The organism is Paenibacillus sp. FSL R5-0378, from assembly GCF_038009285.1.
GTDB lineage: Bacteria > Bacillota > Bacilli > Paenibacillales > Paenibacillaceae > Paenibacillus_AQ > Paenibacillus_AQ favisporus.
Genome location: NZ_JBBPAY010000001.1, coordinates 2,553,310 through 2,577,524, shown reverse-complemented (window position 1 = coordinate 2,577,524; position 24,215 = coordinate 2,553,310). Strand labels below are relative to the sequence as shown.

Sequence of the window (24,215 nt, the reverse complement as noted above, 5' to 3'; positions counted from 1 at the left end):
CGATCCTAATGTCTTTTATTATAATATGGTCCTGGAATTTGCACAAATAAACCGTACATGAATCCTCCCTTTTTTTACAACAATATGTGTCCAATTAAAGGAGTGTGCCCAGATCTCCTCGAAAAGGTAAGCTGAAAGATTCCACCGCAGCAGCATATGCTCATCTATAGTATAGCGGGCGGCATCGTGCTGCAGGGTGACTTTTTGCACAAAAATCACAAAAACATCGGGGTATTTGATCATGAAACTAGAACAATCGACGCCAGACGTCAATTGGCAAAGGGCTTTCACCTTTACCATCTATGGGACCAGCGTCCTGGTCGCCTCCTACTTCCAGCTTTACTTCAGCTACTTGGGCTTCAGCAGCTCGCAGGTCGGCTATTTGTACGCCGTCGGGCCCTTCATCTCCATCTTCTCCAATATGTTTTGGAGCATGGCCAGCGACCGCTACCGGACGACCAAGAAGATGATGATCCTGCTTTTTGCCGGACAGCTGGGTATGGGCCTACTCCTGTCGGCCACTTCTTCCTTTTATGCGGTATTCGCGTTGATTACGGTCTTCTACTTTTTCTACTATCCGGTATTTCCGCTATCGGATACGATGTCGATCCAAACCGCCCAGAGGCACGGGAAAAACTTTATCGTCATCCGGGTCTTCGGTTCGATCGGCTATGCCTTCTTCGCCCTATCCATTGGCTATGTCCTTGGCAACGTCGGTATTTCCCGAACACTGCTTCTGGCCATAATCATTGCTGGAGCCTGCCTCCTGCTCGCTACAAGGCTCAGAGACGGCGTCAAAACGAACGGTCAGAAGATGGAATGGAGGGGCTTGTGGAACGTGCTTCGGCAAAAAGAAGTGCTGTGGTTTTTCGCAGGTGTATTCTGTCTCGCCCTCCCCTACCGGATGAATGAAGCGTTCCTGACCCTGACGCTCAAAAGCATGGGCGCGAGCGAGGGGCTGATCGGCTGGTCCCTGCTCGCGGCAGCCCTCAGCGAAATTCCGGTCTTCTTCCTGCTCAGCCGCTTCGGAGAGCGTTTCAAGGAGCTGCCGCTCCTCACCCTGGCCGCGCTGATGTTCGCTCTGCGCTTCTTCTTAATGTCGATCGCCGATCACCCCGGAACGGTCATCGCGGTTCAGACTTTACACAGCGTAACCTTTGGCATCTACTATGTGACGGCGGTCCGCTACATCACCCGGATCATTCCGGATGAATTCCGGGCGACGGGACTTGCGCTGTTTACGATCGTATGGTCGAGCGCAGCCGGGCTCGTCAGCGGAACGTTCGGCGGCGTGCTGTATGAGCAGACCGGGCGCACAACCTTCTATTTCATCGCCGCAGGGCTGGCTTTGGTCGCCTGCGCCGGTTTTTTGGCGCGGCACCTGCTCGGAAATGCCAAGATTCCGGGTGCTTCAATGGACAGCCGCAAGATGTAACCCTTCAAAAAAAAGCCCATTTTCTAACCGCGGAGAACGGAAGAAAACGGGCTTTCCCTTTATACACAAAAATATATGATAACAAAAAGGCACAGTCCCCGCATGAGAACTGTGCGTAATAAGCAATTGTTAACCAAAACTTATAAGAAATCCGTTACCGGAGTCAATCTTATAATTTGATTACGTTAGCAGCTTGAGGGCCACGGTTGCCTTCAGTAATTTCGAATTCAACTTCTTGACCTTCGTCCAAAGTTTTGAAGCCGTCTCCTTGGATTGCGGAGAAATGTACGAATACGTCCTCGCCGCCTTCAACTTGGATAAAGCCATAGCCTTTTTCTGCGTTAAACCATTTAACTGTACCTTTCAAATGAACAACCTCCTAAAAATACCGCCATCTGTGGCGAATAAGTACATTATACTTCATGAACTTTGACAATGCAATCGCTCTTTTTCGTCCGAAGCTTCTTTTTAAGGAATGGCATTTGTAAATCTCATCCAGGCTGCACCATTCCGTTATCGCAAGAAAAACTACCGCTAATTGCGGCCTGTCTTTAATGAATTATGCATGGATGACGTTTTTCTTATTTGCTTTTACACAAGCCTCTGCGGTATCATTTTACCAAAAGACCAAACGGAGAATGCGACATGATCAAAAAACATGAAATATACAAAAAAGACAAATGGAACATGATGACTGTCGAGGTCCAGGGCCGCTACATCGTCCTGCGGGAAATTTCCGATCAATGGGGCGAAGAGACCCACACCTTTATGAGCCGTCCGGCCATGATGCAGTGGGTGAACAACCGCTTTCCGAAGGAAGATTACCAGGGCAACGAGGATGAATGGCGTCAAATCATGAATGCGTTTAAAGAGGTATAATACAGGATGGAATACGGCAGCGTCCTGGTCTTTGTTATTTTGGCCTTCTGTTTAGGCGCAGTCTTGATCATGAGGAAGGATACGATCCCGCCGAAGCTGAAGCGCGGTATGGCCATCTTCGCCCTTATCATGATCCTGGTTGCCTTTTTCCTTATTGTATACAATTTGCTTACCATGGGTTCCAGCCCTAATGGAGGATAAATAATCTTTTTCGGGTAAGGTCATACTAAGGGGTATATTTCTTCAAGACAGACCGTCAGAGGAGGCCCCCTTTCGTGAAATACTCGAAGACCCTGAAGCTTGCCGTCGCCATCAGCATGCTCTCGGTCCTATTTGTTCCTCCTGCGGCTTCTTCACACGGAGCCCGATTCATATTAACCCAACAGTCAAGGAGGATTCCGATGGAACAATTACCGAAACGTTCAGAAGTACCCGCCGAGCACAAATGGAAGATTGAGGACCTGTTCGCCAGCCAGCAAGCTTGGGACGAAACGTATGCCGAGCTTCAGCAGGAAGTGAAAAAGGCCGCCGATTTCCAAGGCAAACTGGATAATGCGGCAGCGGTGAAAGACTGCTTCGCCCTCGAGGATGAAATCTCGCTGAAGACGGAACGTTTATACGTGTACGCTCACCTGCATCACGACGAAGATACAGCCAACCCTACATACCAGGCCCTTTCGGCCAAAGCCAAAAAAATGAGCGTACAGGTGGGCGAAGCCCTCTCCTTCATCACGCCGGAAATTTTGTCGCTGCCGGACAGCAAGCTGGACGAATTTATTGCCGATCCACAGCTTGCCGAATACAAATTTACGCTGACCGAAATGAAGCGCGAGAAAGCGCATGTTCTGTCCAAAGCGGAAGAAGCGCTGCTTGCCCAGGTCGGAAACCTGTCCCAGGCACCGCAGACGATCTACGGCATGCTGAACAACGCCGATCTGAAATTTCCGAAGATCAAGGACGAGAACGGCAAGGAAGTTGAGCTGACTCACGGCAGCTACATTCAGTTCCTGGAGAACCCGAACCGCGAAGTCCGCGAGCGGGCGTTCAAAGCGGTGTACGAAACGTACGCCAAGCAAAAGAACACGATCGCGTCCACGCTGAGCGCCAACGTCAACAAGAACATGTTCTACGCCAATGTGCGCAAGTACCCTTCCGTGCTGGAAATGTCCCTCTACGGCGACAATATTCCGAAGGACGTGTATACGAACCTGATCGACACCATCCATGAAAGCCTGCCTCTGCTGCACCGTTACATGAACCTGCGCAAGAAGCTGCTGGGCGTGGATGAGCTGCATATGTACGATCTGTTTGCTCCGCTCGTCGACGAGTACAAAATGGACATTACGTATGAAGAGGCGAAGAAAACCGTATCCGAAGGCTTGAAGCCGCTCGGCAAAGACTATCTGGCTTCCCTGCAGGAAGGCTTTGACAACGGATGGATCGACGTATATGAAAATGAGAACAAGCGCACTGGCGCTTACAGCTGGGGCGCCTACGGCACGCACCCTTATGTGCTGCTTAATCACAAGGAGAACCTGAACAGCATGTTCACCTTGGCGCACGAGATGGGTCATGCACTGCATTCCTATTATTCGGACAACGCGCTGAAATACCGTGACGCGCAGTATACGATTTTCCTGGCGGAAGTGGCCTCCACCACTAACGAAGCGCTGCTGATGGATTACCTGCTCAAGAAATCGACCGATCCGAAGGAAAAAATGTACCTGCTGACTTATTATGCAGACCAGTTCCGGACAACGGTATTCCGTCAAACGATGTTCGCCGAGTTCGAGAAACTTGTCCACGAACGTGCGGAGCAGGGCGAAGCGTTGACGCCTCAGGCGCTGTCGGAGATCTACTACGACCTGAACGTGAAATACCACGGCAAGGACATGGTCGTCGACAAGGATATCGAGATGGAATGGGCGCGCATTCCCCATTTCTACACCAGCTTCTATGTGTACAAATACGCTACGGGCTTCTCGGCGGCGACCAGCTTCTCGAAGCAGATTCTGGAAGAAGGCCAGCCGGCCGTCGACCGTTACCTTGGCTTCCTGAAGAGCGGAGGCAGCGACTTCTCGATCAACATTCTGAAGAAGGCCGGAGTCGACATGTCTTCGCCGCAGCCGGTCCGCGAAGCGATGAGCGTCTTCGAGAGCGTCATCGAGCAAATGGAACAGCTGACAAAATAAGTTGAACGGCCAGGCTTATGAAAATCCCTTGCCCGCGGGGGCGGGGGATTTTTCTACTGTCTGCCGGAGAGGGTGTTTTCAAAAGTGAAAATGCAGTGGTCACTCATATTCGGGCTTCTGTTTGCGCTGCTCACCGCGATTTTTGCCGTGATCAACGTCGATCCCGTGAAGGTCAACTTTATGTTTGCCGAGGTGAACATTCCGCTGATTCTGCTCATTCTCGGATGTACGCTGATCGGCGGGATTATCGTCGGATCCTACGGAATTTTCAGGCAGTACAAACTTCAGAAAACAGTCAAACATCTGTCGGCCCAACTGGCTCAGGTCCAGGCCGAAACGGGGTATACTTTCCCGGATCCTGCCGCGAACAAGGCGGGCTCTGAGGAAGATGCCGGCGGCTTGAAGCCGTCGTAAATGAGGAATGCAATTCTAACGGAGGAGAACCGTGAATATGTCGATACAACCCAATGAACAATACGTTTTAACCTTTTTGAAAAAGCTGCTCGACACACCGAGCCCCACAGGATTTACGGGACACATTATGAAATTCATCGAGGAGGAAGCGGCTAGCCTGGGCATTCCGCTGACCCGGAATCATAAAGGCGGGGCGATTCTGGAGGTGCAGGGCGAGAATACTTCCCGCACGGTCGCACTGAGTGCCCACGTGGATACCCTCGGGGCGATGGTCAGAGCGGTCAAGCCTTCAGGCACGCTGCGGCTGACGTCCGTCGGCGGTTTCATGATGCACAGCATCGAGAACGAATACTGCGTCATCCATACGCGCAGCGGCAAAACCTATACCGGCACGATCCTCAGCACCCATCCGTCGGTGCATGTCTACAGCGACGCACGCGATTTCAAACGCCAGGAGGACCATATGGAGGTCCGCATCGACGAGCTGGTGGAATCCAAAGAAGACGTGCTGAAGCTGGGCATCGGGGTCGGCGACTTCGTCTCCTTCGATGCGAGAGCGACGATTACGGACAGCGGTTATATCAAGTCCCGTCATATCGATGACAAAGCCAGCGTCGCGGCGCTGTTCGGCCTGCTGGAGTCGATGAAACGGGAAAACTGGAAACCGTCCACCAATGTCAAGCTGCTGATCTCCAACTATGAAGAAGTTGGACATGGCACCGCCTATATTCCTTCGGACATTGATGAGATGATCGCCGTGGATATGGGCTGCATCGGCGACGACCTCAGTTGCAAGGAGACCGACGTCTCGATCTGTGCGAAGGATTCTTCCGGTCCGTACGACTATGAGATGACAAGCCGGCTCATCGAGCTGGCGAAAGCCGAAGGCATTCCTTACGCCGTGGACGTGTATCCGCACTACGGCTCGGACGCTTCCGCCGCCCTGTCCGGCGGGAATAACATTCGTGCCGCGCTGATCGGGCCGGGCGTTCACGCTTCCCACGCGATGGAGCGCACCCATAAGCAGGCGGTGCTGAATACGGTCAAGCTGCTTGCGGCTTATATCCGCGGGTAACGCCCCAGCCATTTTCATCAGCCATATGCCGGGCTCACGCCCATCAAAGCCAAACCGGCTGTCCACTCGGACAGCCGGTTTGTTCTGTATAGTGCTGAATCACGATATCAGCAGCGTTTATACATTAATTTCGTTCACTATGCGAAATCTTGATCCGCACGCCAAGCTGACGCCTGGATCAGCGTCCTCCGCCGGAAGATACGGCTGCCTGCACGGGGCCGGATTCTGCGACCGGGCTGTTGCCGGGGGCTGCCTGCTCGGAAGGCGCCGAAGCGTTTCCTGCTTTCTCAACCGGGACAGCAGCAGCTTGAACACTGGCCCGCGCTTGCTTGGAGATTGGTGCCGTCTCGCGAGGGGCCTCCGCCTGCGCCTTTACCGAAGCGGCGTTTTCGCTTGCGCCGGATTGCGCAGTCGCATCGCCGCCCATAGTGGAGCGGGCCGCTTTCGGCGAATAGACCGAAATGTGATCCAGGCGCTTGGTGGCATGCGGCCCGACGAATTTCAGCTCGTAATCGCCCTCTTTATAGGTAAGCACATCATCCGATCCGCTTGTCTTGACGGAGCTTGGTTTGCCTAAGGTATTCTCGATTTCCTGGAAGCTGATTTTGCTTAGATCGGTGCTCTTATCCGTACCCGATCCGAAATAACGGATGTCGTACACCACTTCGCCCTGCCCGATGCCAAAAGCGTAGCTGCCCCGTCCCGCTCCAGGCGAGTAGGAATCATAGGCGTAACGGTCAGTCGGCTGCCATGGCCGGTCCGGCTCACCCCATGCGGTATGCACGTCCTCAATCGTTGTTTTGCCGGATACAAAGTCAGCACCCTTTACTCTGCCCTTCTTGGCTAAAGTGGCGATATCCTTGATCTGCTGCTGGTGTCCGCTTGTTGCACTGCCGGTCCCGGATGTGCCTGAGCCGCCACCCGCAGAACCGGTGCTGTCACCTGTAGTGGAGCCTGTGCCTGTGCCTGCGCCATTGCCGGCATTGTCAGGTCCGGAATCCGTCTGGCCGCCCGGCTCGTTCTGGCCATCCCCGTTGTGGGTCTGCCCATTCGATCCGTTCCCGTCATCCGAGGGGGTCGTGCCTGAATCCGTATTGGTGCTTCCGGCCGGCGGAGACGCCTGATCCTGTGTGGATTTTCCGTCGGTCAGGGCACATCCGCCCAAGACGAGCACAAGCACCAGACCGATCACTGTCCAACGGATCGAAGCCGGTTTAAACGTTTTAATCATGAGTATCCTCCTTCTCAGCTGCCTGCGTGAAGCAGATAGTCTTGCGGTTCCCGGAACATAGGCATCCGTCCGGTATTGTTCCAAAAGCGTCAGAATCGTATGCCCATACTGGGCGATTTGGTTCGGATCCATCCTTCTCAATGCCAGCGCATCGGCGGACAGCTCCTGATCCTCCCGCATCCGGTAGAACCCGTACCACAGCAGCGGATTATACCAATGAAAGGCGAGGAGGATCTGCGCAACCCAATTCAGTAAAATATCCCATCTTTTCGCATGCGCCAATTCGTGCAAAAAAATATGCTTTTGCTGCGCCTCGTCAAGCTCCGCAATACCCGGCGGCATGATCATCTGCGGACGCAGCACCCCAAACAGCGTGGGCGAGGAAACGGCGGGCGATATCTGCAGCCCGATGCTCCGCCTCACGCCCATGCTGGCTTTAGCCTCTTCAAGCATTTGAACCATTCCCGGGTCTGCCGCTTGGGCATGTCTGCCGAGCAGCCGTGCGTAACGGATATTCGAGATGGCAAGCCGGATCAGCAGGAGCGCCGCCCCGGTCAGCCAGACCGTCATCAGGATCGATCGGACGGATAACCGCCTTTCCTTTTGTGTCGGAACTAAAGTTCCGGAGGATTCATGGCCACCCGAGAGTTCGCCAGGGAATAAATCGGCCTCGTCCCCCACCTTCTCCGGTGGCTGTGCTTGGCCGGAGGAAGGGACTTCCGGCGCCTGCTGCCCAAACAAGGCGTTCCCCTGACCTGCCATGGAAAAAAGGTTCCCCATGCTGAATGAACTTTCAGGTCCGGCCGGGATGATCAATCGGAGAATTAACAGCAGCCACAAGGCGTAATGCCACTCGGGCTTCAGCCATCTGCCGAACACCTGCTTCATCAGCAAAATGAGGACCACCATCATACCGGCCAGCAGCGTCGTATGGATCATCCAGTCAAACAAATCGTTCAGCAGGGGGTTCAGGTTTCCCGGCATGCTTACCCCCTCCCCTCCGGTCTGCTCGTCTCATCCAGCAGTTTGCGCAGCTCGGCGATCTCCTCCTGCGACAGCTTCTCCTCTTTGAGAAAATTCACGAGCAACGGTTTGAAGGATCCGCTGTAAATGCGCTGCAAAAAGCTTTTCGTCTCCGCCCGCTGGCATTCTTCCTCCGAGACAAGCGGGAAGTATCGGTATGGGCGGCTGTCCGGATCGAATGAAGCGGCTTCCTTCGCGACGAGACGGTTCAGCAGCGTTCTGACCGTCTTCGGGCTCCAGTCCATGCGGCCGGCCAGAACGTCAATGACCTCACCAGCCGTCAGCGGGGAGCTGGCCCACAGCACTTTCATGACCTCCCATTCGGCCTCGGAAATGACGGGAAGTGGTTTCACGGTTTACTCTCCTTTCAAGTGATCACATTTGTAATCATCATATGCATCCAATATTACACATGTAATCCAAGATGTCAATCCGTTCTTTGCCCGGAAAAATGTCATTTTCTGAAAATGCACAGAAAAAGGGCGTTCCCGTAAACTTTTATGGGAACGCCCTAATATACTAACCTTCAGCTCCTTGAGCCGCTTCAATCTAAGCCTTGCTCTGTTCAATTTTCTCCGCCAGCTCGTTCAGATACGTCCAGCGGTCCATCAAATGCTCCAGCTCCTGCTCGGCTTCCTTCTGTGCCTGCAGCAGCTCCTGCAGTCTCGCCGAATCGCTGAACGCGGCTTCCATATCCTTCTGTATACCCTCCAGCTTCTGCTCGCAGGCTTCGATTAAGCCGTCGATCTGCTCGTATTCGCGCTGCTCTTTATAGCTGAATTTCAGCTTCTCCCGCGGCGCTTCTTTCGCCTGAGCTGAAGGCTGGGCCCCCTCCTGGGAGGCGCCGGCCTTCTTCAGTCCGTCCGCAGGGGAGCCGCCTGCGGCAGACGGCGCATTCTTGCTCATCCATTCCGCATATTCCGTGTAAGCCCCTACGTGGACGCGAATTGCCCCTTCGCCTTCAAATGCCATAATCTTCTCTACGGTGCGGTCAAGAAAGAAGCGGTCATGGGACACCACGAAGACTACGCCGGGAAAATCGTCCAAATAATCTTCCAGCACGGACAGCGTTTGAATGTCGAGATCGTTCGTCGGCTCGTCGAGCAGAAGAACGTTCGGAGCAGACATCAGCACCCGCAGCAAATACAGGCGGCGCTTCTCTCCGCCGGACAGCTTGGAAATCGGTGTCCACTGCATAGCCGGCGGGAACAAAAAGCGTTCGAGCATCTGGGAAGCGGTGATCTGGCTGCCGTCATCGGTCCGGATCACTTCCGCTCCTTCCTTGATGTACTCGATCACCCGCATATTGCCGTCCATTTCCTGATGCTCCTGGGTAAAGTATCCCAGCTTGACCGTCGGTCCGACCACGATTTCGCCCTCATCGGGCTCCAGCCGGCCGGCAATCAGGTTCAGCAGCGTCGATTTGCCGCTTCCGTTCGGGCCGACGATACCGACGCGGTCGCCGGGCACGGCAATATAGCTCAGATCGCGGATCAGCGTCCGGTCATCGGCCTTTTTGGCCAAATGCTCGATCTCGAGGATTTTCCGGCCAAGCCGGGTCGATAGCGCGGCCATGTCCACATTCCCGGCACGCTGCGGCCCCTTCTGATCCTTCAGCGCCTCAAAGCGTTCGATGCGCGCCTTCTGCTTCGTCGATCTCGCTTTGGCCCCACGCCGGATCCAGGCGAGCTCCGTCCGCAGCAGGTTCTGGCGCTTCTGTTCGGATGCCGCCTCCCGCTCTTCCCGCTGGGCCTTCAGCTCCAGAAAGGCCGAGTAATTGGCCTCATAGCGGTACAGTTTGCCCTGGTCCAGCTCCAGCATGACATTCGCAACGCGGTCCAGGAAGTACCGGTCGTGCGTAATCATCAGCAGCGCGCCGCGGCGCTTCTGGAGGTACTGCTCCAGCCAGGCGACCGAGTCGTTGTCGATATGGTTGGTCGGCTCGTCCAGAATGAGCAGCTCGCACGGCTGGATCAAGGCGGACGCCAGCGCGACGCGCTTCCGCTGACCCCCGGACAGCGTCCCCATCAGGGCATCGAAGCTTGAAATGCCCAGCTTGGACAGGATGGTCTTGGCTTCGCTCTCAAGCTGCCACGCCTGAAGGGCGTCCATTTCCTGATTCAGCTTAAGAAGCTTCTGCTGCAGCGATTCGTCCGAAGGATTCAGCTCGACCCGTTCCATCGTCTCCGTATAGTCACGGACGATCTTCATCTGCGGGTCCTGGCCCTGGAACACCTGCTGAAGCACCGTCATGCCCGGGTCAAAATCGGGATTTTGCGCCAGATAACGGACCCGGACGCTGTTGCCGATGGAAATCTGGCCTTCGTCCGGAGGCTCAAGTCCGGCGATGACCCGCAAAAAGGTGGATTTGCCGGTGCCGTTGACACCGATGATCCCGATTTTATCCTGATCCGCCATCCCGAAGGACGCGTCCTCAAACAATACCTTCTCTCCGTAGCTTTTGGAGATATGTTCAACTGTCATTATGTTCATAGCTAATTCCCCTACTCATCCAGCGATTTTCTGATTCCTTATATATTAACACAAAAACCGCCCAAAGGCTGGGCGGCATGTATGCTGTGCTTCTGTCAGATGTTGAGAGCGGGTTGTCCAGGGCGAACTGCGCTTACCCAACCGGCAGGGTAAACGCGGGAGCGGGGCTGCCTTAAACGCGTTGTGTGTTTTGCGCTCCCGATGGATCATGGAAAAAGCAGCAGCGCGGCCGCGAGGGCTGCCCCCCCTCCGATGAAGGAGGAGACGATATTGACGGCGTCGTTGTTCATGAACCGCCATCCGCCCATACGGCGGGTCGGGCTTCCGCAGTGCGTCATGACCTCGACCTCTTTGCCGCACACCGGGCACTGGTACATGATCTGCACGGATGCGCCGAGGATGGAATCGGCGAAAGCTCCGGCCAATCCGCCGACTATGCCCAGCACCAAGTCCAATGCCAGCGAATGGGTGGCCGGCCCGGACAGCCGTTCAAACAGCCAGGCGAAGAGGCCGATCAGCGCTCCTCCTCCCGCGGCGGCGGTGCTGCCGAGCAGCGACACCCCTCCCGACGTGCCGGGAGGGAGCACGCGCCCGTTCAGGACCGAACGGGGCGGCTTGCGGCTGAGGCTGCCGAGCTCCGTAGCCCAGGTATCGGCCGTTACGGCCGCCATGACGCCGATGAAGGCGAACACCCAGCCCTCGTGCGGCCAGAAGGCATTCAGCACGCACAGCAGCATGCCGGCGCCCCCGTTGGCCAGCACTTGTCCGGCGTCCCGGTTACCCGTTTTGGCGTAGGATTTTTCCAGCTCAACCTTCCGGCTTGCCTTCACCTTCGACAGCGCCGAGGAGCTGATAAAAAAGACGAGCAGGGTGCCGAACCACAGCAAATTCCCCGCTCCGAAATAAATCGTTCCCATAACAAAGGCGCAGATCGCTCCGGATATGGTGAGCGACCGCTTCCAGTACGCAGCCCCGGCAACAACGAGCGCGCACAGCGCCCCGATGATCCACATCATGGCGGTTTAGCCGATGCGGCAGCTTCCCAGCTGCTCTTCGCCCCAGCCTAGAGCGAACGTATCGCCTTCGGATGCCGGGCCGACGCCAGCCGGCGTACCGGTAAAAATCACGTCGCCTTCGCCCAGTCCGTAACGCGCGCCGATATAATCCACGATTTCCTGGAGGGAGAAAATCATATCCCGCGCATTGCCGCGCTGCACTTCCTCATTATTTTTCAAGACGGTAAAATCCTTCTCCGTCACGCTGCCGGTTCCCGGAAAAGGAATGAAGCCCGTAATGGGAGCGGAATTTTTAAACCCTTTGGCCGCTGTCCACGGGTGGCCCTTCTTCTTGATGACCGACTGCACGTCCCTCAGCGTAAAATCGATGCCAAGCGCCATTTGGTCCACCAGATCATCCACCACGGCTCCAGGCTCATAATCACGCGCGATGCGGATGACGATTTCGCCTTCATAATGAACCTCCCCCTGATCCTTCGGGAGGGCGAGAACGGCGTCGTCAAGCGGAACGACCGCATGGGACGGCTTCATAAAGATCATCGGCTCGGTCGGAACCTCGTTGCCGAGCTCGGCGGCATGCAGTTTGTAATTTCGGCCAACACAGTATACGTTACGAATCATCTCGATCATCCTTTGCTAAGATGGATTGGGTGTTGCATCGAGCAAGGCGACAATGGTTGCCGAGTTCGAACATTGCCGATTCCGGCAGGGTTCAGCCGGGAAAGGTTTTCCGCCAAACGTCCGGCCGGTTGGTACAGATCAATATTTCGGGCGACATTGCTGCGATCCTTTTCATGCCTCTGGCGTCATCGATCGTCCAGGCCATGACCTTAATGCCTTCGGAGATCAGCAGCGACGCGAGGCCCGAATCGAGATTAGGGTGACCGATCGACAGGAACGAGCACTGCAGCGCCTTGAGGCGCGATGGCAGATCCTTCGGCCTTCCGTCGAGGATCAAGCCGGTCTTGAACGCCGGGTTGATCTCCTTGACCCGCTGCAGCGCACCGGTATCAAACGAAGTGATCACCACGTCCTGCTCCATGTGATAGCGCGATACGCGTTCGAGCACCGCCTGCTCCAATCCCGGGTACATATTGCCGGATGTTTTCAGCTCGATGTTCAAACGGACCCTGCCGCAGCTTAGGCGCAGCACTTCGTCCAGCGAGGGAATGCGCTCTCCTTGAAAAGCGCGCCCTTTCCAGCTCCCGGCGTCCAGCCGCTGCAGCTGCTGCCACGTATGGGCCTTGACCTTGCCGCTGCCGCTGGTCGTCCGGTCCAGGCTGAAATCGTGAATAACGACGGGAATGCCGTCGGCGGTCAGCTGCGTGTCGATTTCCATCCACTGGACGTAAGGCTCCGCCATCGCCATCCGAAAAGCCGCCATCGTGTTTTCCGGCGCCTTGCCGGAAAATCCCCGATGGGCCACACACAGGTTGTTCATTCCCTCTCCCTCGCTCTCCTGAGTTATGGTCAACGTGCCGAGCCGGACGTTACGGTTCCGTCGCCGGATACCCGAACACCCCCGATGGACAGCTGCTGCACTTCCTGCAGCAGCTTCTTCCCTTCTTCGGCGTTCATTGGAACCGGCTGTCCCAGCTCCGTCTTGTACGGGATCAGCTTCATGCCGCATCCGCCCTTCGGACCGCATGACGCCTCAAATACCGCGGTCTTCCAGGTCGCCGGGACGGTTGATTTGGTGAAAATGAAGTTGCCTGTGCTGTAAGCAATCCATTTGCCCTTGTACTGCTCCAGCCCCTGCAGCACATGCGGATGCGCTCCGATGATCAGATCGGCTCCCGCATCAATAAAAGCGTGGGCCAGCGCCTTCTGGTTGGCATCCGGCGTGCTCTGCCGCTCGATGCCCCAGTGCGCCATGACGATGACCAGATCGGCGTTGTCACGGGCTTCGGCAATGGATTTCAGCACTTCGGGAGCCTGCCCGTAAGCACTGGCCACACCCGGTTTATTGGTACCCGCGGCCCAGCTTGATTCCGGGTACACGCGGCTGGCACCGACCAGCGCCACCTTCATGCCTTTGATAGAAAAGTATTCCGGTGCGTAGGCACGGGCTGCGTTCTTCCCTGCACCGACATACTTAATGCCGCTGGCACCCAGGTGAGTGATCGTATCCAGCAGCCCTTCCTCCCCCTGGTCGAGGATGTGGTTGTTGGCGAGCGTGACGGCGTCCATGCCTGCGGCTCGCAGCGCATCGAGCGCCTTAGGGGATGATTTAAACACAAACGTTTTGTTTTTGGCCCCGACGCCGCGGGTGGTGACCGGTGTCTCCAGATTTCCCAGCGTCAGGTCGTCCTTCTTGAACAAATCCCCCAAATATGTAAAGGGGTATGAATAGCCCTTGCTTTCAAGCAGCGTTTCCACTTTGCCCGAAAAAATCATGTCGCCCACAAAATGAATGCGAATCGTTTGGCCGGATGGCGCATCCGACGTCCCCCCGGAAGCTGTTTTCTCCGGGATTTGATCCTGCTGCGGCTTGGCTTTGCCGGAATCGGGATCCTTTCCCGTCTCCTGCTTTCCTTCTTGGGCGGCCTGCTCCTTCCCGCTTCCAGCAGGCTGGTCCTGCTGCACGCCGGCAGCCTCCTGATCCGGCGGAGTTCCTGCTTGATCCGGCGGAGTTCCCGCTTGATCCAGCGGAGGCGGGTCCGCAGCTTCCTCAGCCGCTTGTTCCGAAGATGTCTCCTGGCCGGAACCCCCCGCCTCTTCTCCGCTTCCCGGCACCGTTCCTTTCGGGTCAGCAGGCGGCTGCTCTGCGGTCTGCTGTGCAGGCTTGTGGGACTCCTGCGCAGAGCCGCCCGTATGCGCCTTTTGCGTCAACAAATAATATCCAATAAGTAGTGCAATGACGGCAAGCAGGCAGAGATTCACGTATCCCCACTTCCGCCCCTGCCTTTTTCGCCTGGCTTTTTTTCCAGCCTGGTGTTTCTGTGATCTTGGCGGGTACATGATTCACCCCTCATAGCGATTTTTCTAAAAATGATCCGGCCCTCCCCTGAAAGCCCACTCCATTATATCAGGTTCCCGGGAACAAATAGAACCCCCGGTCCGTGACACGGGGGTTCATCATCGTATATAGAGATGCAGCCGTATTCGAGAGTTTTACTCCGCCTGGGCCATTTCCCACTGCCCGATCACCGCGTCGGACAGCGTCTGCATATAGAGCGGATCGCTGTTCAGAGAATCGATGCGCATCAGGCGCAGATCCAGCTCCTTCGCTACCTGCTGGGCTTCGATGTCCAGATCGTACAGCACTTCGAGATGGTCGGACACGAAACCGATCGGAGCGACCAGCACGTCCTCGACTTCCTCTTTGCTCAAGTTGCGGAGCGTATCCAGAATGTCCGGTCCGAGCCATGGCTCGGCGGTACGGCCCGCACTCTGCCAGGCAAACTGCCAGGAAGTGACATCGGCCTTTTCCGCCACCGCGCGGGATGTTTCCAAAAGCTGCTCGGGATACGGATCACCCAGCTCCAAAATTTTCTCAGGCAGGCTGTGCGCGCTGAAAAGGACGCGCACTTTGCTGCGGTCCGCACCGGCTTCCTCGAACAAAGCCAGCTTTTCGTTCACACGGCGGGTAAAAGCCTCGATCAGCTGCGGATGCATATGGTAGCTCTGCACAAAGGTCATCTCAACCCCGACCTCGTCAGCTTTCGCTTTGGCCCGCTTCATATAGCTTCCGACGCTCATAGTCGAGTAGTGCGGCGCCAGTACGATCCCGACCGCTTTGCTTATACCGTCTTTGGCCATCGCCTCCACGCCGTCCTCGATGAACGGGGAAGCATGCTTCAAGCCTTGATAGCAGACGAATTCCACCTCGGGGTGGCGGCTGTCCCGGTTCAGGGTCTCCTGCAGGCTCGCCACCTGCCGGTTGGTGTTCTCACGAAGCGGGAATACGCCGCCCACGATCGCCTCATAACGGTCGGCCAGCTCTTTGAGCTGCTCCGGCGAAGGGGCATGCCCTCTGCGGATATGCGTGTAATACGCCTCAATGCCTTCCATGCTTTCCGGTGTGCCATAGGACATCACCAGTACGCCTACTTTATTTTTCACGAAACGCTCACCTCTTCTATATATATATCGGTTCTTCCATGAAGAAACGGTCTCCTAGCGGAGAAGGGTTGCCGAATATTCATGAATATATTCCGTCAATTCCTTCAGCTTATCCAATGAAGCTTCGGGGAACAAGCCGTGGCCAAGGTTGAAAATATACCCCGGCTCCTGAACGCCTTGATCGATAATCTCTTTGGCGTACCGCTTGATGACGTCCATCGGCGCCGTCAGCACATAAGGATCCAGATTGCCCTGAACGGCGAATTTCCCGCCGGTCCGCTTCCGTCCCTCGGCAATCGATACTCTCCAGTCGAGCCCGATCACGTTCGCCTGCAGCTCCTTCAGCGTCGGCAGCAGCTCGCCTGAGCTGACGCCAGGGAAATAGATTTTCGGTACATGTAAATCTGAAAGTTCGGCAAAGATACGGGTAATGGTAGGTAGTACGAATTTCTCGAAATCTTGCGGCGCCAGCGCCCCCACCCAGCTGTCAAACAGCTGGAACGCCTTGCCGCCGTTCTTGATATGCGCACGCACATAGGTTATGACCATGTCGCCCAGTTTGTTCATCAGCTGATGCCAAACTTCGGGCTGGCTGTACATCATCGTCTTGGTGAGAATATAGCTTTTCGAAGGACGTCCTTCGATCAGATAGCTGGCAATCGTAAACGGAGCTCCGGCAAATGTAATCAGCGGAACGTCCAGCTCTTTGTCCAGGATGCGGATCGTCTCTATGATATGGCTGAGATCCTTGTCTACGTCGATCGGACGCAGGCGCTCTACGTCGGCCGCGGTCCGGATCGGATTGTCGATCACAGGCCCGACATTTTTCACGATATCAAAATCGACTCCCAGGGATGCGACCGGATTCATGATATCCGAATACAGAATGGCCGCATCCACACCAAGCTTGCGCACGGGCATCATCGTTATTTCGGCAGCGAGCTCGGGTTGACGGCAAATTTCCAGGAGCGAATATTTCTCTTTAATCTTGCGGTATTCCGGATCATAGCGACCCGCCTGTCTCATATACCAAACAGGAACATGGCTCACTTCCTGCTTGTAGCTGGCGCGGATCAACGTATCGTTATAGGTCACGAACAGGCCTCCATATCTATAAAATTCTCTGCTTTCTATTATGCCCTTTTTAAAAGTAAGTAACAACCGCCGCGCCCTGACATCTGATGACAATCGTATGACATCTTTAACATAAGACATTTAGAAATTGTGCTATACTGGTAAAACTGTGTTTTTTTCAATCATTCATTTCAGTCAACTTAGAAAGGAAGTGAAAGCACATTGAAACCGTGGAAGGTCAACCTCATTGTGCTTTGGTTCGGCCAATTTCTGGTCAACTCCGGGATGACGATGATCACGCCGTTCCTGTCCCTGTATCTGGCTAAAGATCTGGGGGTGCAGGGCGAGCATGAAATCGGCCTCTGGGCGGGCTTTATTTTTGCGGCCAACTTCATGACCTCATTTATTTTTCAGCCATTATGGGGCAAGCTGTCGGACCGGTACGGCCGGAAAATCATGCTGCTGCGCTCCGGCTTCGGGATGGCCATCGTCATCGTGCTGATGGGCTTTGCCCGGAATCCGTGGGAGCTGCTGCTGCTGCGCCTGCTGAACGGCACGATCTCCGGCTTCAACCCGGCATCCATCTCGCTCGTATCGAGCACGACCCCGAAGGAACGGATGGGCTTTGCAATGGGGATCATGCAGTCGGGTTCGGTGGCCGGAACGATTCTCGGACCGCTGATCGGCGGCGGCTTGGCCGACCTGATCGGCTTCCGTCCGATTTTTTACATTATCGGCATGCTCATCTTCGCCGCTTCCCTGCTGGCGCTGTTCCTGGTCAAGGAAAACTTCAACCGGGAAAAGGCCGCCCGTGCGCCGCAGGTGTCGGTGCTTGAAGGCTTTAAGGAGCTGGCCCGTATCCCGCAGCTTCCCGCGCTGTTTGCGGTAACGTTTCTGCTGCAATTTGCGATGATGAGCCCCATGTCGCTCCTGCCGCTGTACGTGGAGAAGCTGCACCGCTCCTCGGTTGACATCGCCTTCTGGGCAGGCGTGGTCAGCGCCGTGACGGGATTGTCCAATATGATCACCTCCCCGATCCTTGGGCGCTTCAGCGACAAGGTCGGCGCCCACCGCATTCTGACCTACGCTCTGATCGGCGCAGGACTGTGCCTGATCCCGCAGGCGTTCGTGCAGAGCGTATGGCAGCTGATCGTCGTCCGCTTCCTGATGGGCATCTTCATGGGCGGCCTGCTGCCCAGCGTCAATGCCCTCATCCGCTCTTACACGCCTGGAGGCATGGAAAGCCGGGCATTCGGCTTCAACACGAGCACGCTCGCACTCGGCAATATGCTGGGCGCGCTCGTCGGCGGATTCCTGTCGGGATTTATCGGCATCGAAGGACTGTTCATCATTTCCGGCAGCCTGCTGCTGCTGAATATGGTCTGGGTGCGGCTGAAGCTGTACAAGCGCAGCAACACGCCGCAGTACCGCTGAACAGCCGCCGTTGGCGGTAAAGGGACGGCCGCAGAGTCACATTAGTGACCCTGCGGCCGTCTTTTTTTCTTGCCGTATGACCGCAAGGAACAAGTTTTCATCGAAAAATGTTCTGATGGAAAGTAACCTCCCGTGACAAATGACAAACTCACCGATATGTATTCCGTTTCCCTAACTATAATCCCAAATTTAATATACGTAATATATTCTAACATGAAATAAGATCCACAGGACTGTTTCCCCTCCATTCACATTGTAAATCAACCCCTGATTATTTTATAAATTATATCAAATCACCAACAAAAAGGGCTATTATCTAGCATTTTCTTCGATAATAAACGCTTACACGCTGATCCTTATAATTTGTCATATAACCTAACACAATATATGATCATCTTAGATTTCATTACATAACCATTACATACACATGAGGAGCTGATCGATTGATGGAGAAAAGAAAATTCGGCAAGTGGTCCCTGATTCATGCATCTGCGCTGACGGCACTGTCCCTCTTCGCCGCACCGGCAGGCAGCGTATTCGCCGACGCGGCAGCGGTAACAAGCAGCTCGGTGACAGCGGCGGCAACCGCAACGACAAGTCCCGCTGTAACGACAACCCCACCTGCAACCACAACGACAACCGGCACAACGGCCCCGGTTCGCAACACGGCCATCCCGCCGATCACCGATGCCGACAAGGCCTCCAAGCTGCCTAACGTGCTGGTGATCGCCACTGGCGGCACCATCGCCGGGCAGTCCGTCGACCAGACCAGCTTCCAAAATTACAAGGCGGGCAGCATTCCTATCGCGCAAATGGTGAGCGAGCTCCCGGACAAGCAAAAAATCGCCGACGTCGAAACGCTCCAATTCGGCAACTCGGGCTCCTCCGCCTATTCGATGGCCGATCTGTACGACCTGTCCAAGGCCGTGGACGAAGCGCTCAAATCCTACGACGGCGTCGTCGTCACTTCCGGCACCGACACGATGGAGGAAATCGCCTACTTCCTGGATCTGACCGTTCAAAGCGATAAGCCGGTCGTCATTACGGGATCCATGCGGCCGTGGACGGTCGTCGGCTCCGACGCCAAAGCGAACCTCTATAACGCCATCAAGCTGTCGGCAAGCGGCCGGACCGCCTCGTTCGGCACCGTCCTCATGCTGAATGACACGATCAACCTCGCCCGCGGGGTCACGAAAACGAACGATTACCGCGTCGACACTTTCGAGACGCCGATGCTCGGGGCCGTCGGATATATCGATGAAACGACGATCCGCATCTACCGGGCACCGGAGCGGGCCCTCCTTGGGCCGGGCAAAGGCAAGCCGGTCTTCGACCTCGCCAAAATCAAAAAGTCCGATCTGGCGAAAACCGAAATCGCCTATTCCTATCAAGACGCGGGCGGCGAAGCCATCGAAGGGTTTACCGCTGCCGGAGCCAAAGGCATCGTTACCGCAGGCACTGGAGCCGGAGGCATTTCATCCGCGATGAGCAAGGCGCGCAGCAAGGCGGTCGAGCAGGGTGTGGTCTTCGTCACCACGACCCGGACCGGTTCCGGCAGCGTCTACGGCGGCGGCAAGGGCATCATTTCCGGAGACAACTTGAGTCCCCAGCAGGCCCGCATCCTCCTGATGCTCTGCCTGTCCTTCAGCAGCGACTTTGAAACGGTCAAGTCGTGGTTCACGACCTACGGGGTTACGGAAATCGACTAAGCTGTCATTCAAGAAATCATTGCACTCATCATCATTATTTCATTCCAAAAAAAGCCCGATCCGCGCTGCATCCGGATCGGGCTTTCGTTTGCTGTTTTACTTGACCATGGCGACCGCCAGCCCGTCATAAGCCGGGAGAATGGTTCCGATCAGCCGGTCGTCGGTCGCCATCGCTTCGTTGAAGCGGCGGATCGCCTGCACCGAAGGGCCGTTTTTGTCGGGGTTGAGGGTCCGCCCCCGCAGAAAGGTGTTGTCGCCCGCGATCAGCGCGCCCGGATTGGCCAGTTCGATCGCGTACTCCAGGTAATTCGGATAGTTCTCCTTATCCGCATCGATAAAGAAGAAGTCGAACCTCTGCCCCTCCGCCTTCAGCTGTGCCAGGCTGTCCAGCGCCGGTCCGACCCGGTATTCCACCTGGCCGCCGAACCCGGCTTCGGTCACATTGGCCCGCGCAACGTCCGCGAATTCCTGCTTCAGTTCGAGCGAGGTGAGCGTTCCTTCCGGTGCAAGCCCCCGGGCGAGACAAATGCCGCTGTATCCGCCCAGCGCCCCGATCTCCAGGACACGGGCCGCTCCCGTCGCCTTGACCAGCAGCGTCAGCAGCCGTCCGTAGCCCGGCGCGATGGCGATTTCGGGCATGCCTTTCTCGGCGGTCACCTGCTTGACCCGATTCAGGACCTCGTCATTTTCGATAAAATGGTCTGCATATTGTTCTGGATTCACTTTCCTACTTCCCCTTTTTCCTACCGGACCCGGCAATTTTTACGTAACGAACACAAATGTTTGTGATTGACTTTACATTATCCTATAATGTGAGGATGAACAAAGATCCGCACTCGAACACTGCTGCAGGATCTACCATCATTGTATGAATTTTTACGGTGATCTACAAGAATAATGGAGTTGAACACGCACCATGCCAGAGCTGCAGTTGATTGCAACCGCCCCGATGGGCCTTGAAGCCATCGTCGCGCGCGAGTTGAAGGAATTAGGTTATAACGACGTTCAAGTCGAGAACGGAAGGGTCAATTTTACCGGAGATTACAAAGATATTTGCCGCTGCAACCTGTGGCTCCGGACGTCCGACCGCATCCTCGTCAAAATGGGGGAGTTCCCCGCCAAGACGTTTGACGAATTGTTTGAAGGGACCAAAGCGCTGCCCTGGCAGGACTGGATTCCGGCGAACGGGGAGTTCCCCGTGGAAGGCCGCTCCCACCACTCCCAGCTCAGCAGCGTGCCCGCTTGTCAGGGCATCGTCAAGAAAGCGATCGTTGAAAAGCTGAAACAGAGCTATCATACCGAGTGGTTCCAGGAGAACGGTCCGCGTTATGTCATCGAAGTCAATCTGCTCAAGGACGTGGCGCTGCTGACGCTGGATACGACCGGGCCGGCCCTGCACAAGCGGGGATACCGCAAGCTGGTTACCGAAGCCCCGCTGAAGGAGACAATGGCCGCCGCTTTGCTGCAGATAAGCCGCTGGAATCCGTCGCGGCCGCTGTATGATCCATGCTGCGGCTCCGGCACGATCCTGATCGAAGCGGCCCTCCTCGGCTGGAACATTGCGCCGGGTCTGCGCCGGTCCTTCCCTTCGGAGCACTGGCCGGCCATTCCCGAGGAGCTGTGGAGCGAGGCGCGCGAGGAAGCGTTCGATGCGGTGCAGGACGATGAGCCGCTCCAGCTGACCGGCAGCGACATCGATCCGAAGGCGATCGAAGTCGCCAAAGCAGCCGCCAAGAGCGCTGGCCTCGCTGGCGAGATCGATTTTCAGGTGCTCCCTGCCTCCAAAGCCCATCCGCAAGGGGAATACGGCTGCCTGATTACCAATCCGCCTTACGGGGAGCGGCTCAGCGAGAAGACCGAAGTCGAGAAGCTTGTCCGCACGCTGGGGCATACGGCCAATCAGCTGCCGACGTGGTCCTTCTTTGCCTTAAGCCCGACCAAACAGTTCGAGCATTACTTCGGCCGGAAGGCCGACAAGCGGCGGAAGCTGTTCAACGGCCGCATCGAATGCCAATATTATCAATTCCTGGGGCCTCTTCCGCCCCGCCGTTCGTAACAAACGCTGCCGCTTTGTCAGGAGCTGTCCACTTGGACAGCTCCTATATGGTTTTGGGGTATATCTTATCATGACCTATTTACAACGCTATAGCAGGAGGTTGTCCAATTTGAACTACTCATACAGCATGTCCAGTCACGCTTCAAATGGCGGCTTCGGGCGGTTCTTCCGCTCCCGTTACTTCACATACAGCCTATTTTTGCTGTTCATGATATATAAGCTGCTTCTTTTCCATTTTAAACTTCATATCAGCAAAATCGATTTCAACCCGCTGGACTTTTTTATCGGCCTCGGATCCCTGATTCTCGTATCGTTCTGGACCTTATGGCTTCCCCGGCGCGGACAGCGGATCGCGCTTATCGTCGTTAACCTATTGCTTACGGCGCTGATGTACACGGACCTGGTGTACTACCGATATTTTCAGGATCTGGTCACCTTTACGGTGATGATGCAGGCAAGTCAGGTGGACTCCCTCGGGGACAGCATTATGACACTGCTTCATTGGAGCGATCTATGGTTTGCCGCGGATTGGCTGTTGCTGACCGTCATCGCGATATGGAAACCGTCAGGATGGCGAAGTCCGGCACGGGGGGCACTGAATTTTACGGTCGGCAAATCACCATCCCGGAGGGCCGGATTCACTCGCCGCTTCTCATCCGGGATCGCTGCCCTGGTGATCGGCTGCGTCGTAACGTTTGCGCCGCTCAAGTTCTATATCGATTATTACGCTGTCGGCCTCTTTACCGGAAATTGGTGGAACCTTTCGCTTTATAACGTAACCGGGCTGCTCGGTTTTCATGTATACGACGCATACCGCTTCGGTAAAGAGCATTTGGGCCCAAAGCCCGTGCTCGCTTCGGGCGAAGTCGACCATGTGCAGGAATGGTTTGATCATAAAGATACAACGCGTTCGGAGAACGACGCCATGTTCGGCAAGTACAAGGGCAGCAACGTCATGGTCATCCAGACCGAGGCATTCATGAATTTCATGATCGGCAAGCAGATCGGCGGACAGGAAATCACGCCGAACTTCAACCGGCTCATGAAGGAAAGCATGTACTTCAGCCATTATTATCATCAAACCGGCCAGGGCAGAACCTCCGATGCGGATTTCTCGTCCCAGACTTCCCTGCATCCGGTTCCGTACGGTTCGGTTTTCATCCGCTACGCTGACCATCAGTTCAACTCGCTCCCGGCGATCCTGAAGGAGCACGGCTACACGCCAAATGCGTTCCATGCTTATGACGGCAGCTTCTGGAACCGGAATGCGATGTACGAAACCTTGGGCTACGACCGGTTTTTCAGCAAAAAGGATTACGAAATCGATGAGCCTCTCGGCTGGTCGCTTGGGGACAAATCCTTTTTCAAACAGTCCATGGATCAAATTGAGCAGCTTCCGCAGCCGTTCTACTCGTTTCTGATTACGCTCTCCTCCCACCATCCGTTCTCGCTGCCGGACGACGTGCAGGAGCTGAATGTCGGCGAGTTCGACGGAACCGTCTTCGGAGATTACCTGCAGGCGATCCACTATGTGGACGCAGCGCTCGGTCAGTTGGTGGAACGGCTGAAGCAGGACGGCCTTTGGGATCATACCATCCTGTATATCTACGGGGATCATGACAATTCGGTGAAGGACAAAGCGGTCTATGAGAAGTTTCTGGGCAAAAGCCTGACCGATTTGGACATGGAGCAGATCATGAACGAGGTGCCGCTCCTCGTGCATCTGCCGGACGGGGAAGGCGCAGGGGTGTATAACCAACCCGCCGGACAGCTGGACATGGCGCCATCGCTCCTGCACCTGCTGGGCATCTCCGCCAAGTCCCAGTATATGATGGGAAATGACCTGTTTGACGGCAAAGACCGGTTCGTGGTCCTGCGCAGCGGAGCTTATACAGACGGCAAACGGTTTTACATTCCCTCCCAAAGCGGCATGTTCGAGGATGGCAGCTGCTATAGTCTGGAGACCGGCAAAACAGTTGATGTCAGCACTTGCCGTGCCGGCTACGACCGGGCGAAAAAGGAGCTGTACACCTCCGATGAAACCTTGCAGTATGACCTGATCCCTGAGCTCAATTAAAAAGAAAAACCCGGAACTCCTTAAGGAGTCCGGGTTTTTGCT

General features: G+C 55.6%; 21 protein-coding genes. 10 read left to right on the top strand and 11 right to left on the bottom strand.

What is annotated here, in order from left to right; all coding sequences use genetic code 11:
• Window positions 1-241: 241 nt before the first annotated feature.
• On the top strand, window positions 242-1,435 hold the full coding sequence (locus MKY74_RS12150; RefSeq protein ID WP_076170245.1) for an MFS transporter: 1,194 nt from the start codon (window positions 242-244) through the stop codon (window positions 1,433-1,435).
• A 169-nt stretch (window positions 1,436-1,604) separates the two neighbouring features.
• On the opposite strand, the gene MKY74_RS12145 is transcribed toward MKY74_RS12150, so the two are convergent.
• Window positions 1,605-1,802 carry a cold shock domain-containing protein gene (locus tag MKY74_RS12145; RefSeq protein ID WP_068694440.1) on the bottom strand — a complete coding sequence of 66 codons (198 nt, stop codon included), beginning with the start codon at window positions 1,800-1,802 and terminating at the stop codon, window positions 1,605-1,607.
• Window positions 1,803-2,080: 278 nt separating this feature from the next.
• Between MKY74_RS12145 and MKY74_RS12140 the strand changes: the two genes are divergently transcribed.
• The 5 genes from MKY74_RS12140 to MKY74_RS12120 all read left to right on the top strand — a co-directional run bounded on the left by MKY74_RS12140 (window position 2,081) and on the right by MKY74_RS12120 (window position 5,995).
• Window positions 2,081-2,314 (top strand): hypothetical protein, encoded by a 234-nt coding sequence (locus MKY74_RS12140; RefSeq protein WP_076170246.1) that lies wholly within the window; start codon window positions 2,081-2,083, stop codon window positions 2,312-2,314.
• A gap of 6 nt (window positions 2,315-2,320) precedes the next feature.
• Window positions 2,321-2,515, top strand: coding sequence for a hypothetical protein (locus MKY74_RS12135; protein WP_076170247.1), 195 nt, complete (start codon window positions 2,321-2,323; stop codon window positions 2,513-2,515).
• A 200-nt stretch (window positions 2,516-2,715) separates the two neighbouring features.
• The gene (gene pepF, locus MKY74_RS12130) at window positions 2,716-4,506 is read left to right on the top strand and encodes an oligoendopeptidase F (RefSeq protein ID WP_076170248.1); all 1,791 of its coding nucleotides are present in this window, start codon (window positions 2,716-2,718) and stop codon (window positions 4,504-4,506) included.
• An 84-nt stretch (window positions 4,507-4,590) separates the two neighbouring features.
• Entirely contained in the window at window positions 4,591-4,920 is a 330-nt protein-coding gene (locus MKY74_RS12125; RefSeq protein ID WP_076170249.1) for a LapA family protein, read from the top strand.
• A gap of 37 nt (window positions 4,921-4,957) precedes the next feature.
• On the top strand, window positions 4,958-5,995 hold the full coding sequence (locus tag MKY74_RS12120; protein WP_076170250.1) for a M42 family metallopeptidase: 1,038 nt from the start codon (window positions 4,958-4,960) through the stop codon (window positions 5,993-5,995).
• Between the two features lie 178 nt (window positions 5,996-6,173).
• Here MKY74_RS12120 and MKY74_RS12115 read toward each other — a convergent pair whose 3' ends face one another.
• The 9 genes from MKY74_RS12115 to hemE form a co-directional block, all read right to left on the bottom strand.
• Window positions 6,174-8,210 carry a M56 family metallopeptidase gene (locus MKY74_RS12115; RefSeq protein WP_076170251.1) on the bottom strand — a complete coding sequence of 679 codons (2,037 nt, stop codon included), beginning with the start codon at window positions 8,208-8,210 and terminating at the stop codon, window positions 6,174-6,176.
• A gap of 2 nt (window positions 8,211-8,212) precedes the next feature.
• A complete protein-coding gene (locus MKY74_RS12110) occupies window positions 8,213-8,602 on the bottom strand; it encodes a BlaI/MecI/CopY family transcriptional regulator (RefSeq protein WP_076170252.1) in 390 nt (129 codons plus the stop codon).
• Between the two features lie 196 nt (window positions 8,603-8,798).
• A complete protein-coding gene (locus MKY74_RS12105) occupies window positions 8,799-10,742 on the bottom strand; it encodes an ABC-F family ATP-binding cassette domain-containing protein (RefSeq protein ID WP_076170253.1) in 1,944 nt (647 codons plus the stop codon).
• Window positions 10,743-10,948: 206 nt separating this feature from the next.
• Window positions 10,949-11,758: a DUF92 domain-containing protein gene (locus MKY74_RS12100; RefSeq protein WP_076170254.1), complete on the bottom strand. Its 810-nt coding sequence runs from the start codon at window positions 11,756-11,758 to the stop codon at window positions 10,949-10,951.
• Between the two features lie 6 nt (window positions 11,759-11,764).
• Window positions 11,765-12,388: a fumarylacetoacetate hydrolase family protein gene (locus tag MKY74_RS12095; RefSeq protein WP_076170255.1), complete on the bottom strand. Its 624-nt coding sequence runs from the start codon at window positions 12,386-12,388 to the stop codon at window positions 11,765-11,767.
• Window positions 12,389-12,470: 82 nt separating this feature from the next.
• A complete protein-coding gene (locus MKY74_RS12090; RefSeq protein ID WP_076170256.1) occupies window positions 12,471-13,199 on the bottom strand; it encodes a glycerophosphodiester phosphodiesterase in 729 nt (242 codons plus the stop codon).
• A 29-nt stretch (window positions 13,200-13,228) separates the two neighbouring features.
• Window positions 13,229-14,719 (bottom strand): CapA family protein, encoded by a 1,491-nt coding sequence (locus MKY74_RS12085; RefSeq protein WP_076170257.1) that lies wholly within the window; start codon window positions 14,717-14,719, stop codon window positions 13,229-13,231.
• 153 nt (window positions 14,720-14,872) lie between these two features.
• Window positions 14,873-15,823 (bottom strand): ferrochelatase, encoded by a 951-nt coding sequence (gene hemH, locus MKY74_RS12080; RefSeq protein WP_076170258.1) that lies wholly within the window; start codon window positions 15,821-15,823, stop codon window positions 14,873-14,875.
• A gap of 54 nt (window positions 15,824-15,877) precedes the next feature.
• On the bottom strand, window positions 15,878-16,918 hold the full coding sequence (gene hemE / locus MKY74_RS12075) for a uroporphyrinogen decarboxylase (protein ID WP_076170259.1): 1,041 nt from the start codon (window positions 16,916-16,918) through the stop codon (window positions 15,878-15,880).
• Between the two features lie 201 nt (window positions 16,919-17,119).
• Between hemE and MKY74_RS12070 the strand changes: the two genes are divergently transcribed.
• Window positions 17,120-18,331 carry an MFS transporter gene (locus tag MKY74_RS12070; RefSeq protein ID WP_076170260.1) on the top strand — a complete coding sequence of 404 codons (1,212 nt, stop codon included), beginning with the start codon at window positions 17,120-17,122 and terminating at the stop codon, window positions 18,329-18,331.
• Between the two features lie 446 nt (window positions 18,332-18,777).
• Window positions 18,778-20,040, top strand: coding sequence for an asparaginase (locus MKY74_RS12065; protein WP_076170261.1), 1,263 nt, complete (start codon window positions 18,778-18,780; stop codon window positions 20,038-20,040).
• Window positions 20,041-20,136: 96 nt separating this feature from the next.
• Here the strand turns inward: MKY74_RS12065 and MKY74_RS12060 are convergent, their stop codons facing one another.
• On the bottom strand, window positions 20,137-20,763 hold the full coding sequence (locus MKY74_RS12060; protein ID WP_076170262.1) for an O-methyltransferase: 627 nt from the start codon (window positions 20,761-20,763) through the stop codon (window positions 20,137-20,139).
• Between the two features lie 193 nt (window positions 20,764-20,956).
• On the opposite strand from MKY74_RS12060, the gene MKY74_RS12055 reads away from it, so the two are divergent.
• On the top strand, window positions 20,957-22,096 hold the full coding sequence (locus tag MKY74_RS12055; protein WP_076170263.1) for a THUMP domain-containing class I SAM-dependent RNA methyltransferase: 1,140 nt from the start codon (window positions 20,957-20,959) through the stop codon (window positions 22,094-22,096).
• 127 nt (window positions 22,097-22,223) lie between these two features.
• On the top strand, window positions 22,224-24,173 hold the full coding sequence (locus MKY74_RS12050; RefSeq protein WP_076170741.1) for an LTA synthase family protein: 1,950 nt from the start codon (window positions 22,224-22,226) through the stop codon (window positions 24,171-24,173).
• The last annotated feature ends 42 nt before the right edge of the window (window positions 24,174-24,215 follow it).

Excerpts from the sequence above, each read along its gene's own strand:
- MKY74_RS12150 (WP_076170245.1), top strand. The coding sequence starts at position 242 with ATGAAACTAGAACAATCGACGCCAGACGTCAATTGGCAAAGGGCTTTC.
- MKY74_RS12140 (WP_076170246.1), top strand. The coding sequence starts at position 2,081 with ATGATCAAAAAACATGAAATATACAAAAAAGACAAATGGAACATGATG.
- MKY74_RS12135 (WP_076170247.1), top strand. The coding sequence starts at position 2,321 with ATGGAATACGGCAGCGTCCTGGTCTTTGTTATTTTGGCCTTCTGTTTA.
- pepF (WP_076170248.1), top strand. The coding sequence starts at position 2,716 with ATGGAACAATTACCGAAACGTTCAGAAGTACCCGCCGAGCACAAATGG.
- MKY74_RS12120 (WP_076170250.1), top strand. The coding sequence starts at position 4,958 with ATGTCGATACAACCCAATGAACAATACGTTTTAACCTTTTTGAAAAAG.
- MKY74_RS12115 (WP_076170251.1), bottom strand. The coding sequence starts at position 8,210 with ATGCCGGGAAACCTGAACCCCCTGCTGAACGATTTGTTTGACTGGATG.
- MKY74_RS12105 (WP_076170253.1), bottom strand. The coding sequence starts at position 10,742 with ATGAACATAATGACAGTTGAACATATCTCCAAAAGCTACGGAGAGAAG.
- MKY74_RS12100 (WP_076170254.1), bottom strand. The coding sequence starts at position 11,758 with ATGATGTGGATCATCGGGGCGCTGTGCGCGCTCGTTGTTGCCGGGGCT.
- MKY74_RS12095 (WP_076170255.1), bottom strand. The coding sequence starts at position 12,388 with ATGATCGAGATGATTCGTAACGTATACTGTGTTGGCCGAAATTACAAA.
- MKY74_RS12090 (WP_076170256.1), bottom strand. The coding sequence starts at position 13,199 with ATGAACAACCTGTGTGTGGCCCATCGGGGATTTTCCGGCAAGGCGCCG.
- MKY74_RS12085 (WP_076170257.1), bottom strand. The coding sequence starts at position 14,719 with ATGTACCCGCCAAGATCACAGAAACACCAGGCTGGAAAAAAAGCCAGG.
- MKY74_RS12065 (WP_076170261.1), top strand. The coding sequence starts at position 18,778 with ATGGAGAAAAGAAAATTCGGCAAGTGGTCCCTGATTCATGCATCTGCG.
- MKY74_RS12055 (WP_076170263.1), top strand. The coding sequence starts at position 20,957 with ATGCCAGAGCTGCAGTTGATTGCAACCGCCCCGATGGGCCTTGAAGCC.
- MKY74_RS12050 (WP_076170741.1), top strand. The coding sequence starts at position 22,224 with ATGTCCAGTCACGCTTCAAATGGCGGCTTCGGGCGGTTCTTCCGCTCC.